The sequence below is a fragment of the Noviherbaspirillum pedocola genome (assembly GCF_016632335.1).
Classification (GTDB): Bacteria; Pseudomonadota; Gammaproteobacteria; order Burkholderiales; family Burkholderiaceae_D; genus Noviherbaspirillum_A; species Noviherbaspirillum_A pedocola.
The window spans coordinates 267,308-281,991 of sequence record NZ_JAEPBG010000005.1; the positions used below are offsets into that span (position 1 = coordinate 267,308).

16 protein-coding genes are annotated in these 14,684 nt (G+C 62.8%); 9 read left to right on the forward strand and 7 right to left on the reverse strand.

Annotated elements, in window-relative coordinates; translation table 11 throughout:
* Nucleotides 1–94: 94 nt before the first annotated feature.
* Nucleotides 95–940: a flocculation-associated PEP-CTERM protein PepA gene (gene pepA / locus JJB74_RS14360; protein WP_200592576.1), complete on the forward strand. Its 846-nt coding sequence runs from the start codon at nt 95–97 to the stop codon at nt 938–940.
* A 65-nt stretch (nt 941–1,005) separates the two neighbouring features.
* Here pepA and JJB74_RS14365 read toward each other — a convergent pair whose 3' ends face one another.
* Nucleotides 1,006–1,731, reverse strand: a complete 726-nt coding sequence (locus JJB74_RS14365) for an SDR family oxidoreductase (RefSeq protein ID WP_200592578.1) — start codon at nt 1,729–1,731, stop codon at nt 1,006–1,008.
* A gap of 94 nt (nt 1,732–1,825) precedes the next feature.
* Nucleotides 1,826–2,764 carry an MYG1 family protein gene (locus JJB74_RS14370; protein ID WP_200592580.1) on the reverse strand — a complete coding sequence of 313 codons (939 nt, stop codon included), beginning with the start codon at nt 2,762–2,764 and terminating at the stop codon, nt 1,826–1,828.
* Nucleotides 2,765–2,930: 166 nt separating this feature from the next.
* Between JJB74_RS14370 and JJB74_RS14375 the strand changes: the two genes are divergently transcribed.
* From JJB74_RS14375 to JJB74_RS14395, 5 genes are all read left to right on the forward strand, one after another.
* Nucleotides 2,931–3,119, forward strand: coding sequence for a hypothetical protein (locus JJB74_RS14375; RefSeq protein WP_200592582.1), 189 nt, complete (start codon nt 2,931–2,933; stop codon nt 3,117–3,119).
* A gap of 32 nt (nt 3,120–3,151) precedes the next feature.
* Nucleotides 3,152–3,550: a DUF2946 domain-containing protein gene (locus JJB74_RS14380; protein ID WP_200592584.1), complete on the forward strand. Its 399-nt coding sequence runs from the start codon at nt 3,152–3,154 to the stop codon at nt 3,548–3,550.
* 105 nt (nt 3,551–3,655) lie between these two features.
* Nucleotides 3,656–5,974 carry a TonB-dependent receptor gene (locus JJB74_RS14385; protein ID WP_200592586.1) on the forward strand — a complete coding sequence of 773 codons (2,319 nt, stop codon included), beginning with the start codon at nt 3,656–3,658 and terminating at the stop codon, nt 5,972–5,974.
* A 7-nt stretch (nt 5,975–5,981) separates the two neighbouring features.
* Nucleotides 5,982–7,208, forward strand: a complete 1,227-nt coding sequence (locus JJB74_RS14390; RefSeq protein WP_200592588.1) for a sialidase family protein — start codon at nt 5,982–5,984, stop codon at nt 7,206–7,208.
* A gap of 5 nt (nt 7,209–7,213) precedes the next feature.
* Nucleotides 7,214–7,705 carry a thioredoxin domain-containing protein gene (locus JJB74_RS14395; RefSeq protein WP_200592590.1) on the forward strand — a complete coding sequence of 164 codons (492 nt, stop codon included), beginning with the start codon at nt 7,214–7,216 and terminating at the stop codon, nt 7,703–7,705.
* Between the two features lie 120 nt (nt 7,706–7,825).
* On the opposite strand, the gene JJB74_RS14400 is transcribed toward JJB74_RS14395, so the two are convergent.
* The gene (locus tag JJB74_RS14400) at nt 7,826–8,452 is read right to left on the reverse strand and encodes a LysE family translocator (protein ID WP_200592592.1); all 627 of its coding nucleotides are present in this window, start codon (nt 8,450–8,452) and stop codon (nt 7,826–7,828) included.
* 181 nt (nt 8,453–8,633) lie between these two features.
* Between JJB74_RS14400 and JJB74_RS14405 the strand changes: the two genes are divergently transcribed.
* Nucleotides 8,634–9,116: a hemerythrin domain-containing protein gene (locus JJB74_RS14405; protein ID WP_200592594.1), complete on the forward strand. Its 483-nt coding sequence runs from the start codon at nt 8,634–8,636 to the stop codon at nt 9,114–9,116.
* A 77-nt stretch (nt 9,117–9,193) separates the two neighbouring features.
* A complete protein-coding gene (locus JJB74_RS14410; protein ID WP_200592596.1) occupies nt 9,194–10,381 on the forward strand; it encodes a glycosyltransferase in 1,188 nt (395 codons plus the stop codon).
* A gap of 55 nt (nt 10,382–10,436) precedes the next feature.
* Here JJB74_RS14410 and JJB74_RS14415 read toward each other — a convergent pair whose 3' ends face one another.
* The 4 genes from JJB74_RS14415 to JJB74_RS14430 all read right to left on the reverse strand — a co-directional run bounded on the left by JJB74_RS14415 (nt 10,437) and on the right by JJB74_RS14430 (nt 12,298).
* The gene (locus JJB74_RS14415) at nt 10,437–10,805 is read right to left on the reverse strand and encodes a DUF423 domain-containing protein (protein WP_200592598.1); all 369 of its coding nucleotides are present in this window, start codon (nt 10,803–10,805) and stop codon (nt 10,437–10,439) included.
* A 142-nt stretch (nt 10,806–10,947) separates the two neighbouring features.
* Entirely contained in the window at nt 10,948–11,577 is a 630-nt protein-coding gene (locus tag JJB74_RS14420; protein WP_200592599.1) for a DsbA family oxidoreductase, read from the reverse strand.
* A gap of 240 nt (nt 11,578–11,817) precedes the next feature.
* Nucleotides 11,818–12,012, reverse strand: coding sequence for a hypothetical protein (locus tag JJB74_RS14425; RefSeq protein ID WP_200592601.1), 195 nt, complete (start codon nt 12,010–12,012; stop codon nt 11,818–11,820).
* A gap of 22 nt (nt 12,013–12,034) precedes the next feature.
* Complete coding sequence (locus JJB74_RS14430; RefSeq protein WP_200592603.1) at nt 12,035–12,298, reverse strand: hypothetical protein; 264 nt, start codon at nt 12,296–12,298, stop codon at nt 12,035–12,037.
* An 844-nt stretch (nt 12,299–13,142) separates the two neighbouring features.
* On the opposite strand from JJB74_RS14430, the gene JJB74_RS14435 reads away from it, so the two are divergent.
* Nucleotides 13,143–14,336 (forward strand): tyrosine-type recombinase/integrase, encoded by a 1,194-nt coding sequence (locus JJB74_RS14435; protein ID WP_200592605.1) that lies wholly within the window; start codon nt 13,143–13,145, stop codon nt 14,334–14,336.
* Nucleotides 14,337–14,684: the final 348 nt, after the last annotated feature.

The following is a 14,684-nucleotide window of genomic DNA, read 5'->3' on the forward strand; positions in this document are numbered from 1 at the left end:
GTAAACCGCTGAATTCACTGACTTTCACATTCAGGCCCTGATCTTGCATTGCGTCGCCCCGGACAAGGCACGTCATCTCTTCACGGAGCGACCCATGAAAATTCCCCTTCCCTTACGCGTCAGCGCGCTGGCCATCGCCGGCGCTCTGGCGGCAGGCAATGCCGCAGCGCAGACGTTTCCCGACTTCGTCGTCAATGAAGGCTCGGTGACCGGCGCCAATCCGGCGACGTTCACCGCGGACAAGATCACCGGCAATTACAACGAAGTCATCAGCTTTTCCGGCAACACCTTCCAGGCGGCGCTGATCTGGGACGCCGGCCAGTTTGTTGCCAATGACGGCAGGACGCCGGTCAATTCGCAGCTCGGACTCCTGTTCAACAATCAATATCGGCTCTACGGCATCTTCCAGGGCACCGGCACGACCACCACTTCGGGCTCGGTCACCGGCTTCAATTTCGCGCCGGGCGGCTCGCTCCGGATCTTCCTCGACCCGAACTCAAACACGACCTTCAATGCCCCGTCCAACGGCGGTTCGCCCTATACGACCGGCAACAGCGGCGATGACATCCTGCTCGCCAGCGGTACGCCATCCTCGGGCCAGGGCACCCTCGATCCGAACCTGCCGACCTGTACCGGCAGCAGCGGCGGCGGCTCGGGCATCAATTGCGGCAATTTCGGCGCCTCGTCGAATTTCACGCTGACCTCGGCAGGCAGCAGCTACTTCACTTCGCCGGTGCCGTTCTACAACGTCAGCTTCCAGTCCGGGCAACTGAACAATTTCTCGCCGACCGGAACGCAGTCGATCAACGGCTCTCTTGATGTGATCTTCAATTCGGGAGGTGGCAATACCGGTGGGCCAGTCCCCGAACCGGGAACAGTGGCGCTGCTCGGCCTGGGCATCCTTGGACTCGCGGCCATGCGCAGGAGCCGGCGGCACTAGCAGTGCAGCGGCAAAAAGGCGGCCGGGCATGACACCCTGCCGCTTTTGTTTTCGGAATATTTCGCTCAGCCCAGGTCGCGCAGATCCACGACCGGCTGTTGCCCGAATTCACCGGACAGCGCATAGGAAACCAGGCGCTGTGCACAGGCTTGCGGGCTGGCGAGCTGGCCATCCCGCTTCAGCGCTTCGAAACGCTCGCGCAATGGAAACCGGGCCGGATTGACGGTGCGGATTTCCGCCTGCATGTCGGTATCGATCACGCCGGGCGCGAGGCTGCAGATCGCCAGGCCGGGCACCCCATCCGCCGCCGCGGCGCGCGCATGCTGGTCCAGCGCGGCCTTGGTCGCGCAGTAAATGCTCCAGCCCGGGTAAGGATTGCGGGCCGCGCCGCTGGAGACATGCAGAATGCGCCGCTCGCGTCCCTGCGCCTCGGCGGCCAGGGCTGCCGACAGCATCAGCGGCGCCGCGACATTCAGATTGACCGCGCGTCCGATGTCGGCGGCATCCTGTATTTCCAGCGAGCCGACAGGGCCCAGCATGCCGGCGTTATTGATCAGCAGCACCCGCTCGGCGTCGCCGAGATAGCGTTCCAGCGCATCGCCGGCCAGCCACGCGCCCAGCGCCTCGAGGTCGGCCAGGTCGAGCATGACTTGCGACAGCGCGGGATCGGAGGCGCTCGTCGCATGCCGGGACAGCGCCAGCACCGGAACGTCGCGCGCCAGCAGCTCGTCAACGATGGCCGCGCCCAAGCCGCGGCTGTGTCCGGTCACGATTGCCTTGATGTCGGCCATGATGCTTCCTTTCCTTGTCTGGTTTGCCTGCGCATGACGCGCATTACGGGAGATGCCACGGGAGCCAAACGGCGCCACCAGGCTTGCTCCCCCTTCAAGCTTCCTCGAGCGCCTGCCGCGCCAGCGTCAGCGCGCCTTCATACGACTTCGCCGCGGCGATGAACAAGCCCTTGTGGCAGAACTGCGCATCGGCCACGCCGGTCACGCGCTGCAAGTCCTCTTCGCGCAGACCGCCCCAGGCGGCCGGCAGATCGCGTCTGGCATCGAAGCCTTCGCTCGCCGCCGGCACGGTATGCAGCATGTAGCGGTCTTCGGCGAGGTTGCGGCTGATGACGAACAGCACATCGGGCATTTCCCTGCGCACCAGCGTGCTCCATGGCAGCGCGCTATTGGGCAGCAGCAGCAGGCGGCCACCTTCGAGGCGCTCGCCGGCGAGCACCTGCGCCGCCGCGAGCATCGCGCCGACGCGGTATTTCACGTTGTTGATGATGATGTCGGCGATCATTGCCATCGCGCGCCGAAAGCGCGCCAGCCGCATTGCCTCCGCCGCCTCCGGGCTGCCGGCGGCGGCTTCTTCCATCCAGTTCGGGTTGAAACCGGACACCACGGCGGACAGGCCGTAACCGCCGGGCGCATTGCGCGCCGCGCCGGTGTCAGCCATGTCGAGGTATTGCACCAGGTCGCCATCGATGCCCCAGGCGATTTCCTGCGCCTGGGTTTCGGTCAAAGCATGTCCCAGATGCTGGTGCGCGATCAGACTGACGCAGCGCGCGCCATAGGTCTTCCACACCAGTCCGGCGCTGGCATACACCACGCCATTGCCGCGGGCGCCTTCGAAATCCTTCTGGTGATGATCGAAACGACCGGTTTCCGGATCCCATATGCCGCCGACATCCACCGCGAAATCCGCGGCGGCAATGCGCGCGCTATCGCGGGTGCGGATGAGGTCGGCGCCGGGAAAGACCATGTCGAGCACCGCGACGGCCCAGACGTCGTCGGCGTGGAATTTTCCGGAGTGGGTGGCAATGAGCATGTCGTGAAGGGGGCGCACAGCGCCGGGCGTCGGGAGGGCTGGCTATTCTACGGCATCCATGCCGGCATCACCGGATGTTCGCGCAATGCTACAAATTTCATTACGGCTTAGAATCATGCCGTTTGCAATGTAACGGGGCGGCGCGCGCGTCCGCCCGGAGATCACCATGAAACTCACCGCAGCAATTCTTCTCGCCACGCTGTGCGCGGCCTGCAGCACCATCGGCACCCAACCCTATCGTCCCACCGACACCACCGCTTCCACGCGCGACGGCGCGGTCGAAGGCCCGAACGCGCGCAGCCTGCAGCGCATGTTCAACAAGGACGGCAGCCTCGGCATTTACTGGGGCACCTGAACCGGCGCACCGCCCCCATCTACCGTCCCCTCATGAACCTGCGCCGCAGCCGCCGCCTGATTGCCTGGATTGCCTGCCTGGCGATCCTGGCGGCCGGGTTCATGCCCAGTCTGACCTATGCGCTCGCGGCACAAGGCAGCGCGCATGCGGCCGGTCCGTCCGCGCAAACTGCCCATCCCGAGGAGCACGAATTTTGCGGCGAAGAGGCCGCGCCTGAAACCAAGCACGCCCCATCGCACCAGCTTCATCATGGCGCGCATTGTCCGTTCTGCCTGCTGCACCTGGACGCGGTCGCACCGCCGCCTTGTGCCGCCGACGTCGCTCCCGTTGCAGCCTTGCCCCGCCTGCTGCCGCCGGCCTTTCTGCACGCCCGCGTCAGCAGCACGGTCTGGCTTGCGGCGCAACCGCGCGCCCCGCCCAGTTCGCTCTGACTTTTCTCGCGTTCCGTTCGCAACGGAACACCATGGGCGCGCCAGCCTCTGGCGCGTCGGCTCGGCCGCGTCCACAACGCGGCCTCACGCACAGAGAAAGCCAACATGCGAAAAGCCATTCACCATCGGGTGCGGCAACCGGGCGTTGCCGCGCTTCTGGCCTGCTTCGGTCTGCCCGCCCTGGCCGCCGAATCGACGCTGCCCACGGTTAGCGTCGAAGGCGAGCGCTCGATCGCCGAGCGGCGCGACCTGCCGCACACCGTGGAAAGCGTCACCGCGCCCGAACTGGCGCAGCGCGTCAATGCCATGACTGCCGAAGATGCCGTCAAATACCTGCCCAGCGTGCTGGTGCGGCGCCGCTTCATCGGCGATACCCAGGCGCCGCTGGCCACCCGCACTACCGGCATCAATGCCGGCGCGCGCACGCTGATCTATGTCGACGGCATCCTGCTCTCCACGCTGATCAACAACAATAACCAGAACGGCTCGCCGCAGTGGTTCATGGTGTCGCCCGAGGAAATCGCGCGCGCCGACATGCTCTACGGGCCCTTCGCCGCCGCCTATCCCGGCAATTCCTATGGCGGCGTGCTCAACATCGAGACGCGCATGCCGAAAGCCTTTGAAGCCGGAGCGGGCATCAGCAGCTCGCTGCAGCGCTTCAGCCAGTACGGCACCGACAACGATTACCCGGCCACGCAAACCCATGCGTATCTCGGCAACCGCCATGGCGCGCTGTCCTGGCGGCTGACGCTTGATCACCTGAACGCGTTCAGCCAGCCGCTGACGTACCTGACGCTGAAGCCTTCCGGCGCAGCCGTGCCGGGCGCGCCCACCGTGGCCGGCGGCTATGCCGACCGCGATCGCAGCGGCGCGCCTATCCTGGTCGCTGGCGCCGGCAATCTGACGCACACCGTGCAGGACAGCGCGAAATTGCGCCTGGCCTACGATGTGACGCCGTCGCTCACCGCCGCCTATACCCTGGGCTACTGGCGCAACGACGCGACCGCCACGCCGCAAAGCTACCTGTCGGCCAACGGCGCGCCCTATTACGGCGGCAGCGGCAATGCCGCCATCGGCGGCAATGCCTACAGCGCCCCAGCCATCGGCAAACTGTTCTCCGCCAATACCGTGCAGCAGGAGCGCTGGATGCAGGGCCTGACGCTGAAGAGCCGCAGGGACGGCCCGTGGAACTGGGAAGTGGCGGCCACGAGCTTCCGCTACCGCGACGACCTGACGCGCACCTCGACCGGCGCGTTTCCCGCGGCCGCCGTCGGCGGTCCCGGCACCATCGCCGACGCCAGCGGCACCGGCTGGAACACCTGGGATGCGATCGGCCACTGGAAGGCGCCGCACGGCGCGCACCGCGTCAGCTTCGGCGCGCACCTGGATCGCTATGCGCTTGCCAGTCCGGTCTACAACACCGCGGACTGGATCGCCGGCGCCAATGGCACGCCGAACGCCGATTCGCGCGGCGCCACCCGCACCACGGCGCTGTGGGCGCAAGATGCCTGGCGCATTGCGCCGACACTGACGGCCACCGTTGGCGCACGCCAGGAATGGTGGCGAGCCTACGACGGCTACAACCTGTCGACCACCAGCAATGCCTCGTTCCCGGTCAATCAGCCCGAGCAGTCGCGTAGCGCGTTCTCGCCCAAGCTGTCTCTCTCCTGGCAAGCCAATACGCTGTGGAACCTGACCGGCTCCTTCGGCCGCGCGGTGCGTTTTCCCACGGTCGGCGAGCTGTATCAGAACATCAGCACCGGCACCACCTTCACCCAGGCCGACCCGAACCTGCGCCCGGAAACCGTGCTCTCGGGCGAACTGGCATTGACGCGCGAAACCGAGTCGGGCCGGCTTCGTGCGTCGCTGTTCCAGGAGCGGGTGTCCGATGCGCTGATCTCGCAGACATCCACCCTGCCCGGCTATCCCCTACCGGTGTCCTTCGTACAGAACGTGGACCGCACCCGTCAGCGCGGCATCGAAGTCGCGGGCAACTGGCGCGATCTGCCGCTGCGCGGCCTTGAGCTCGGCGGCAGCATCACCTATGTGAACGCCACCATCCTGGAAAACGGCAGCTATGTGCCCAGCGCGCCGGGCGCCACCTCAGTGGGCAAGCGCACGCCCTACGTGCCGAAATGGCGTGCCACTGCACTGGCAACCTGGCGGCCCGACGAGCGCTGGGCCTGGACCGTGGCGGCCCGCTACAGCAGTCGTCAGTACGCAACCGTTGACAACACCGACATCAATCCCGCGACCTACCAGGGCTTCGAAGGCTACGCGGTGATCGATACCCGGGTGCAGTACCGCGTCGATGCCCATTGGCAGCTTGCCGCGGGCATCGACAACCTCAACAACCGGAGCTATTTCCTGTTCCATCCTTTCCCGGAACGCACCCTGTATGCCGAAGCGAAATATGCCTACTGAGCCCGCCATGAAAACCTGTGAACCTCTCCTGCCCGGCCGGCGCCGCGTGCTGGCCATGCTCGCCGCGACAGCGCTTCCGTCCAGCATCCTGCATGCCGCACCCGAGCATACCGGCCGCCATGCCCACGGCGGCGCGCAATACGGCACCGGCGCGGCCGTCGATGCCGATGGCCGCCTGTGGGCGGTCTATCGCGATGTCGACAACGGGGCGACCAACCTGATGCTGCGCATCTCCGACGACCTCGGCCGCAGCTGGAGCGCGCCACGCGCGCTGCTGGCCGCGCCCGAGCCGATTGCGGCTGGCGGCGATGCGCGCCCGCAGATCGCGTTCGGCCCGCATGGCGAGATCCATGTCATCTACGTGATGCCGATCGCGCCGCCACACATCGGCGAGATCCGCTATCTGCGCTCGACCGATGGCGGCCGCAGCTTCAGCGCGCCGATCACGGTGCATGCCGACCGGCAGCGGGTAACGCATGGCTTCGCTTCGTTGCTGGTCGACGGCCGCGGCCGCGTCATCGTTGCCTGGATCGACGGCCGCGACGCCGCCGCGGCGAAGGCGAAAGGCACGCCCTATGCCGGCTCGGCCGTGTATTACGCCGTCTCCCGCGACCATGGCGCGCGCTTCGACCCGGAAATCGCCCTGGCAGAACACAGCTGCGAATGCTGCCGCATCGCACTGGCATGCGACGCTTCCGGCCGCGCGGTCGCCCTGTGGCGGCATGTGTTCGATGCCGACCTGCGCGACCATGCGCTGGCGACCATCCCGGATAGCGGGTCGGCGCACATGGCACGCGCAAGCTTTGACGACTGGCATGTCGATGCCTGCCCGCATCACGGCCCGGCGCTGGCTTATACCGATGACGGCACGCGGCACCAGGTCTGGTTCAACGGCCGCGAAGACACGGGCGGGCTGATGTACGCAGCGCTGCGATCGAAGGGCGGCACGCTGAAGCCGCAGCGTCTCGGCGCCGCGGACGCCGCGCATGGCGATGTCGCAACCCATGGCCGCACGGTGGCGATCGCATGGAAGGAACTCGACGGCGACGGTACCGCAATCCGCGGCCGCGTTTCGCGCGACGGCGGCGCGGTCTGGCGCGACCTGACGCTGGCGCGCACCGCCGGCGATTCAGACCAGCCGCGCCTGGTTGCGGGCTCTCGGGGCATCGTGCTGGTATGGCGCACGCAGCGCGAAGGCTTGCGCAGCGTTGCCTTCGACGAGGCTGCGAAATGAGGCGCATGACACTCCTGCTCCGCTGCCGGACGCTGCTGCTGTTGTTGTGCATGAGCGCCCTGCTCGCGCGCAGCGCGGCGGCGGCGGAAGCGGTGCATACCTTTGAAGCCGACAGCATGGCGCGCATCATCGCTTCGCATGCCGGCAAGCCTTTCGTCGTGATGGTGTGGTCGCTTGACTGCGAATACTGCGCCGCGAGCTTTGCGACGCTGGCGCAACTGAAGCGAGATAAACGCCTTGCGGTCGTCACCATTGCCACCGACCGTGCCGACGATCCGGACAGCGTGGCTGCGATCCGGGCCAAGCTCGCCGCGTCTTCCCTCTCCACTGAAACCTGGGCCTTCGGCGATGCGCCGCCGGAACGCTTGCGGCATGCGATCGATGCGCGCTGGCGCGGCGAAATGCCGCGCAGCTACTGGTACGGCGCGGATGGCGCGATGCGCTCGCATTCCGGCGTGATCAATGGCAGCGTTGCAGAACGGATGATGCCGCAATAAACGTCGAAAGGCTTTCCCATGATGCGTAGGTTGGGCTGACGAAGGAAGCCCAACGTGCTTGCGGACCGCAGGCGCTCAATGTTGGGCTTGCCAGCCCAACCTACGCATTTCGGGGAATCTTTACCTGCCCCAGATCAGCTTCAACCCCAGGCCCACGAACACCATCCCCGCCGCTCGATCCAGCCATAGCCCGGCACGCGGCCGGCGGTTGAGCCAGGCGCCGATGCTGCCGGCAAAGAACCCAAGCAAGCCGAACAGGAACGCCGCCTGCAGCGTGAAGATCAGACCAAGCTGGGCCGTCTGCCACGGCACGTCACCGCGCTGTGCCACAACAAACTGCGGCAGGAAGGATAGAAAGAACAGCGCCACTTTGGGATTGATCGCGTTGGCTACCAGACCGCGCGCAAACAGCCGCGGCAGCGGCACATCCGGCCCATCGAGCGCGACGGCCTTCGCGCCGCCGCCGCTGCGCAGCGCGCCTATGCCCATCCACACCAGGTACAGTCCGCCGGCGATGCGCAGCGCCCCAAACGCCAACGGCGATGCGGCAATCAGGCCGCTGATGCCCAGCGCCGCCAGCACCGTATGCGAAAGGCAGCCGAAAGCGCATCCCAGGCCGAAGGCGATACCGCGCGCGCGGCCACGTGCCATGCCGAAGCCGAGCACCATCAGGTTGTCGGGACCGGGGGAAATCGTGATCAGCATTGCTGCGGCAAGGAAAGCGAGGGCTTGGTCGGCGGTGAGCATGATTGGCTGGGTGGTGAATGCGCGGCACCGGATTATAGCGGCGCGGCGCATCGCCTCCGTCAGGCAGCCATCGCCAACGGTCGAGCACGACAACAGGTTCACCGCGCGACGCTACGCAATCTCACCTTGCGCGGCGGACCTCAGCTCCTACACTGGTGGTCTCGAATGCACAGGAGTTCTCATGGCCTCGATCGACATGCAGCACAGGAAAGGCATTTCCACGATGGACAATCCGATCGGCTCATTGACCGCCGATCACGACTTTGTCCGGCAACTCTTCAGCAGCTATCGCGGCACGGGCGACATGCGCGTGAAACAGGAAGCGGCGCAGCGGGCAATGATGCTGGTCGAGATGCACACCGACCTGGAAGAACAGGTGTTCTATCCGGCAGTGCGGCAGATCGATCCAGGTCTGGTGCAACATTCACTGGAAGAACATCGCGAAGCGAAGAGCCTGATGAGCCAGCTCAAGGGCATGCAGCCCAACGATGCGCAATTCGATCGCATCTTCCTGCAGTTCGCCAGCGCTGTTGAAGAGCATCTGAACGACGAGGAACAGAAGCTGTTCCCGGAAGTGCAAGGCGCGGGACTGAACATGAAGGAGCTCGGCGCGAAGATGCAGACCTATGAAGGCAACAAGGTGCATGAAGCGGCGAGCCACTAGTTGAAGCGCTGCGAATACGAGCACAGTTGCGGGCAGTGCCGTCGCGTGATTACTTGCCGGCGCGCCGGTCGGATCGCGTGACGAACTTTGCCGCCTGGCTTTCTGCGGCAGCGCTGCTGCTGACTGCGGCAATGACGCTGCGCGTATCGTTCGGCTGGCGCCGCATCGCCGAACTGAAGGATATGCCGCCATGTTCCGGAGCCGAAGCGCCGGCCGTATCCGTCATCGTCTCGGCATTGAACGAGGCCGACACCATCGCCGCCGCGCTGACGTCGCTGCTTGCCATCGATTATCCGGCGCTGGAAATCATCGTCATCGACGATCGTTCCACGGATGACACGCCGCGCATCATCGACCGCATCGCCTCGGGACAGGCGCGCGTGAAGGCCTTGCATATCGATGCGCTGCCGCAGGGCTGGCTCGGCAAGAATCATGCGTTGCAGCGCGGCGCGGAAGTCGCTGGCGGCGACTATCTGCTGTTCACCGACGCCGATGCGATGTTCGCGCCCAGCGCGGTTTCGCGCGCGATCGCCTACTGCGATAAGCACCGTATCGACCATCTGACGCTGTTCTTCAACGTGATTGCGCATGGCGGGCTGCTGCGTATGCTGATCCTGTCCTTCGCCGCCGCATTGCTGGCGCGCTTCGCGCCATGGAAGGTAAAAGCCTCGCGACGACATTACATCGGCGTGGGCGGCTTCAATCTCGTGCGGCGGGAAGCGTATTTCGCTATCGGCGGCCATGCGGCGATGCCGCTCGCGGTGCTGGACGATCTGCAGCTGGGCCGCATGCTCAAGGCACACGGGTTTCAACAGGCGGTGCTGTTCGGCACAGACATGGTCGCCATCGAGTGGTATCGCGATGTGACAGCGCTCGTGCGCGGCCTCGAGAAAAACATCTACGCCGGTTTCGGTTACCAGCTCTGGCAATTAGCCATCGTCAGCCTGCTGGTGATTGCCACGCGCATCTGGCCTTGGGCCGGACTGCTGTTCACGCATGGCGCAACGCGCATCGTCAACGTAGGGACGGTATGCATCATGCTGCTGCTGTATGCGGACATGCTCAGGGTGCGCGGCTGGCCGCTCACGGCGCTGGTCTTCACGCCTGTCGTGCCGCTGGTCGAGCTCTTCATCTGGTGGCGCAGCAGCCTGCTTGCCTGGTGGCGCGGCGCAATTTTCTGGCGCGGCACGCCGTATCGCTTGAAGAAATTGCGGCACGCGCAGCATGCGCTCGATCGCAAGCTGGATCGCGCCTCCAAACCATAAGCTCCGGCTCACTCAAGCTGCGCCATGCATGACGAGCACCAGGCACATCAGCGCATCAGCCGCGCCACGCCGTCCACAACAGGCACAACCATCCAGCCAGAAGCGCCAGTCCGCCGAGCGGCGTGATCGCACCAAGCCAGCGTATGCCTGTCATCGTCAGCACATAGAGGCTGCCCGAGAACACCAGGATGCCCGCAATGAATAGCCACCCGCTCGCGCCGAGCACGGCGCCCGGCCACCTGGTCTGTGCCCAGGCAACGGCAAGCAATGCCAGCGCGTGGTACATCTGATAGCGCACGCCGGTCTCGAACACGGCAAGCATCTCGGGGGAGAGGCGCGTGCGCAGCGCATGCGCACCGAAGGCGCCGGCCGCCACGCCGAGAAAGGCAAAGGCGGAGCCGGCGGCGAAGAAGAATCGATCCATGTTTGCGATCCGCTATGAAAGACAGGCTCGCATGTTATCGCAATAGCGCATCGGCTAACGCCGGCAAGAACACTGCAGCCGCCCATCAGGCGGCTGCAGTGGACGACTTTTACCGCGCCTGCTTGCTTCCTTCTACGTGCGCCTAAAGGCTCGCGACATGCCTTACCGTTTGCAGAAGCGCTTCATACGGTACCGCGCCCTGCAAGGGTATCGATGCCGCGAGCGGCTGTCCTTGAAGGCGTACCAGGCCCAGCGGGACGCCGCTGATGCCGAGCGCCGTCGCATGCATTTCGTCTTCGATGACTTCTTGCGTGTAGCGATCCTGTTCCAGGGCCTCGCGCAACGCGTTGGGCTCCAGGCCGGCGGATTCTGCAAGCATCAGCAGTGTCTCGATATCACCAATGTCACGCCCTTCTTCGAAGAAGCCGCGAAACAGCGCCGCATGCATCGCATCGAAGCGTCCCTGTTCGCGTGCATGGCACGCGACTTCGAAAGCCTTGCGGCTGCGCGGCTGCACCGGAGGCAGGCGTAGCCGCATGTTGCGCTGCGCCGCCATGGGGTACACCGAACGATTCCAGGTGTTGTGCAGATATTCGCCGTCCGGGTCCAGCGTTGGCACCGGGTCCGGCCTGAGCTCGAACGCATGCCATGTCACCGACAGCTGTGCTCCGAATTCTTGCTGCAGCCGCGTGATCTCGGGCAGTTCGAGATAACAGAACGGGCAGACGTAATCGCTCCAGATATCGAGCAGTATGCGTTTGTCTTCAGACATGTCGGGGCTCCGATGAATGTGGCTTCCATGAAGAGACTGCGCGTGGTCATTCTTGTTCCATGGATGAAGGCGGCATCCGATGCGGATGAGCCAGCGCCTTGTCCAGCAAAGTGATTGAGAGATGGAAGTGGCGAAATCGTGGCAAGGCAATGCCCGCACGAGTCAGCAGTAAGAAGCAATGCAGAAGAAAGAATCGCAAGTTTTGCTTATGGCGCGGCTTCAATGCAAGGCCGCGCCAAATCACGCGCCCGGCTCAAACTCGTCGGGATCGATGCGAACCCTGCGCTTGCTGATGGATTGGAATCGCAACTCGCATTCCTCGATTTCCCTGCTCGCCAGACAATCGATAAAGCCGTCGGCATCCTCGGAGCGGTCGAAGGTGTAGATACAGTCGTGCGCGCGCACTTCTGTCATCGAAAGGCGAACTGGAACCATGGCGGAGCCCCTGGTCGAAACGCTACCTGGCGCGGCACCGGGCAAGCGCGGCGGCTTCTTCACGTGTGACGACACGGCTGCGTGCATCCGGATGCAAGCCCGCAGCCTTCAGACAGCTGTACTGCGACGCCTCTGCCGCCAGCATTGCACGCGCCTCGGCTTCAGCCTGGGCTTTCGGATTCGGCCAGAAATGCATGGCCACTACTCCTGCGCCGAGAGCCGGTAGCAATGCCAGCATGAGCTGCTGCTTGAGCGGAATCGGTTTCTTTACCTTGATGTTCGACATGGTTGCACCCGTGGTTGTGCCGGAGGTCCAGGAATGATATCGAAATTGGGACGAATCGGTAGGACCACAAGGGCTCATGACAAAATCGGCAAGGCCCTGTCCTTGAGCTGGAACCATATGAGGTGCGGAAGTGCATGAGCCCACGACCATGGTCTCAGACTGGCCCCCTGGCAAAGAGAAAGCCCGCAGGCTTGAGTGCACTGCGGGCTTGATTTAACCGGACATATGCCAAGGACAGTCAGGCGAACAACTGGACTACGCCAAAGCCTACTGCGGCCACCACGGCACAGGCCTCTGCAGCCATTAGAAACACTAGCAGGAGCATATCTTCCTCATGTTGGGATGGAGAAACATGGGAAGTTTAATGCAGGAAATGACTGAGGGAAATAAATTTCTCCTTGGGCACGGCTCGTGTGCCATTTCTTGTAACGGCGCGCAACGAACGAGATGCTTCATCATCAATCTGCATAGCAGTATCGGATTGCTGAACACCTACCTTGGTGTCGCATGGGAAAGGTATGAAAAACTGTGAGATCGATATCGTTGTCTGATCAAACCAGGGACAGTTCGGATAACGCAGTCTGGTTTTTGGGAAGACGAGAGATTCACCGACATACTGCGGGCCACGATCGGCTTTGCATCGCTCGCTCCGCCAAATAAAACAGCCCCTAACGGGGCTGTTTTATTTGGCGGAGACGGAGTCCTTATAACTGTCTTCCATCAACATCCATTTATACTTAAGCATCTTATTAATCCTTTGTTTTTACTGGATATTCCAATACTCCTTGGCCAAGAACATCCGAGCTGATACATTAACATCCGGTTCTTATTTGTGGGTACATTCATGGGTAGGCAAGTCCGCACAAGGCTTACCGCGGTTGGTATCAAGGCGTTAAAACAGCCCGGATATTATGCCGATGGCGATGGCTTGTACTTGCAAATTTCCAATTCCGGGACGAAGTCTTGGATCTTCCGATTCATGCGGAATAAACGTGCTCGCGAAATGGGGTTGGGTTCCGTTTCAACATACACACTCGCCGAGGCGCGAGACCGAGTACGCAAATGCCGCCAACTCCTTGATGAAGGGATCGATCCTATAGAGTACCGGCAAGCCGAACGCGAGAAAAATCTGGCAGCGGCTTCGACCCGTCGAACCTTCGCGGAATGTGCGCATGAATACCACTGGCTCCATGCCAACGGTTGGAAGAACCGTAAGCATGCTGATCAGTGGATCAACACCCTCACCGCCTACGCTTTTCCTGTATTCGGCACCAAGGATGTTTCCGATGTGTCGAAGGCCGATATTCTTCGCGTGTTGGAACCTATTTGGGCCGCCAAGCCAGAAACTGCGTCACGAGTACGGCAACGCATTCGCGCCGTCCTCGACTGGGCAGCCGCTCGCGATTATCGCCATGGCCATGATCCGCATTTGCGGGACCAAGTTGCTCGCTCGCTGCCAAAAACCAAAGATCTGAAAAAGGAAAGCCATTTTGCGGCGTGCCGTTATGTAGAGGTGAATGCGGCCTTGCAGTCCATTATCAATTCCACGGCCAGTAGCGCGGTCAAAAACGCCCTTGAGTTCACCATCCTCACGGCGGCGCGCTCGGGCGAGGTACGCGGCGCAAAGTGGTCCGAAATCGATTTTGAGGGCAAGCGTTGGATTATTCCCGCCGAACGCATGAAGGCGAAGCGAGAGCATCGCATTCCGCTCTCCCCTCGTGCCATGCAGATCTTGGAATTCCAACGCGAAAACGAATCAGAACTCATCTTTGCAAATGACCGAAAAGCTTCCTTCAGCGATATGACCTTCACGGCGCTGTTGCGGCGTCTCGGGCATGCGTTCACCGTTCATGGGTTCCGCTCGACGTTTCGCAATTGGGCAGCAGAACAAACAGCTTTCCCGCGCGAGGTATGCGAAGCAGCACTGGCTCATGCATCGGGGAAGGACGCGACTGAAGCTGCGTATTTTCGGAGCGACCTTTTCGAGAAGCGCCGGCAACTGATGGAGGCTTGGGCGAACTATTGCATAACCAAATAAAAAGATCGCCGCACGAGTTATGTCAATCCGAATGCCGAGAAAAGCTCGCCAGACATAAGATGCAAGGGGGGAGAATTGGTTAGAGTTTCGATGAGCTGACGATAATAAATGCGTTAATTCTCGCGCCACGGTATTCGTAAAACTTTCGTCAGCATTTTGTCAGCCTTGAATCTAGTCTTGTTTCCCACGACGATTTCCAAGTCCTTAGGAATAACGGCTTGCCCATATTTGGCTGCACCCGAGCTTGTTGAGGTCAACAAGGATGTGCCGGCAGCAAACACCTATATCGATACACCTTCATAAAAATCCAGGCGCGTAACGCAAGTCGATCCCGACTTATGGGAATGA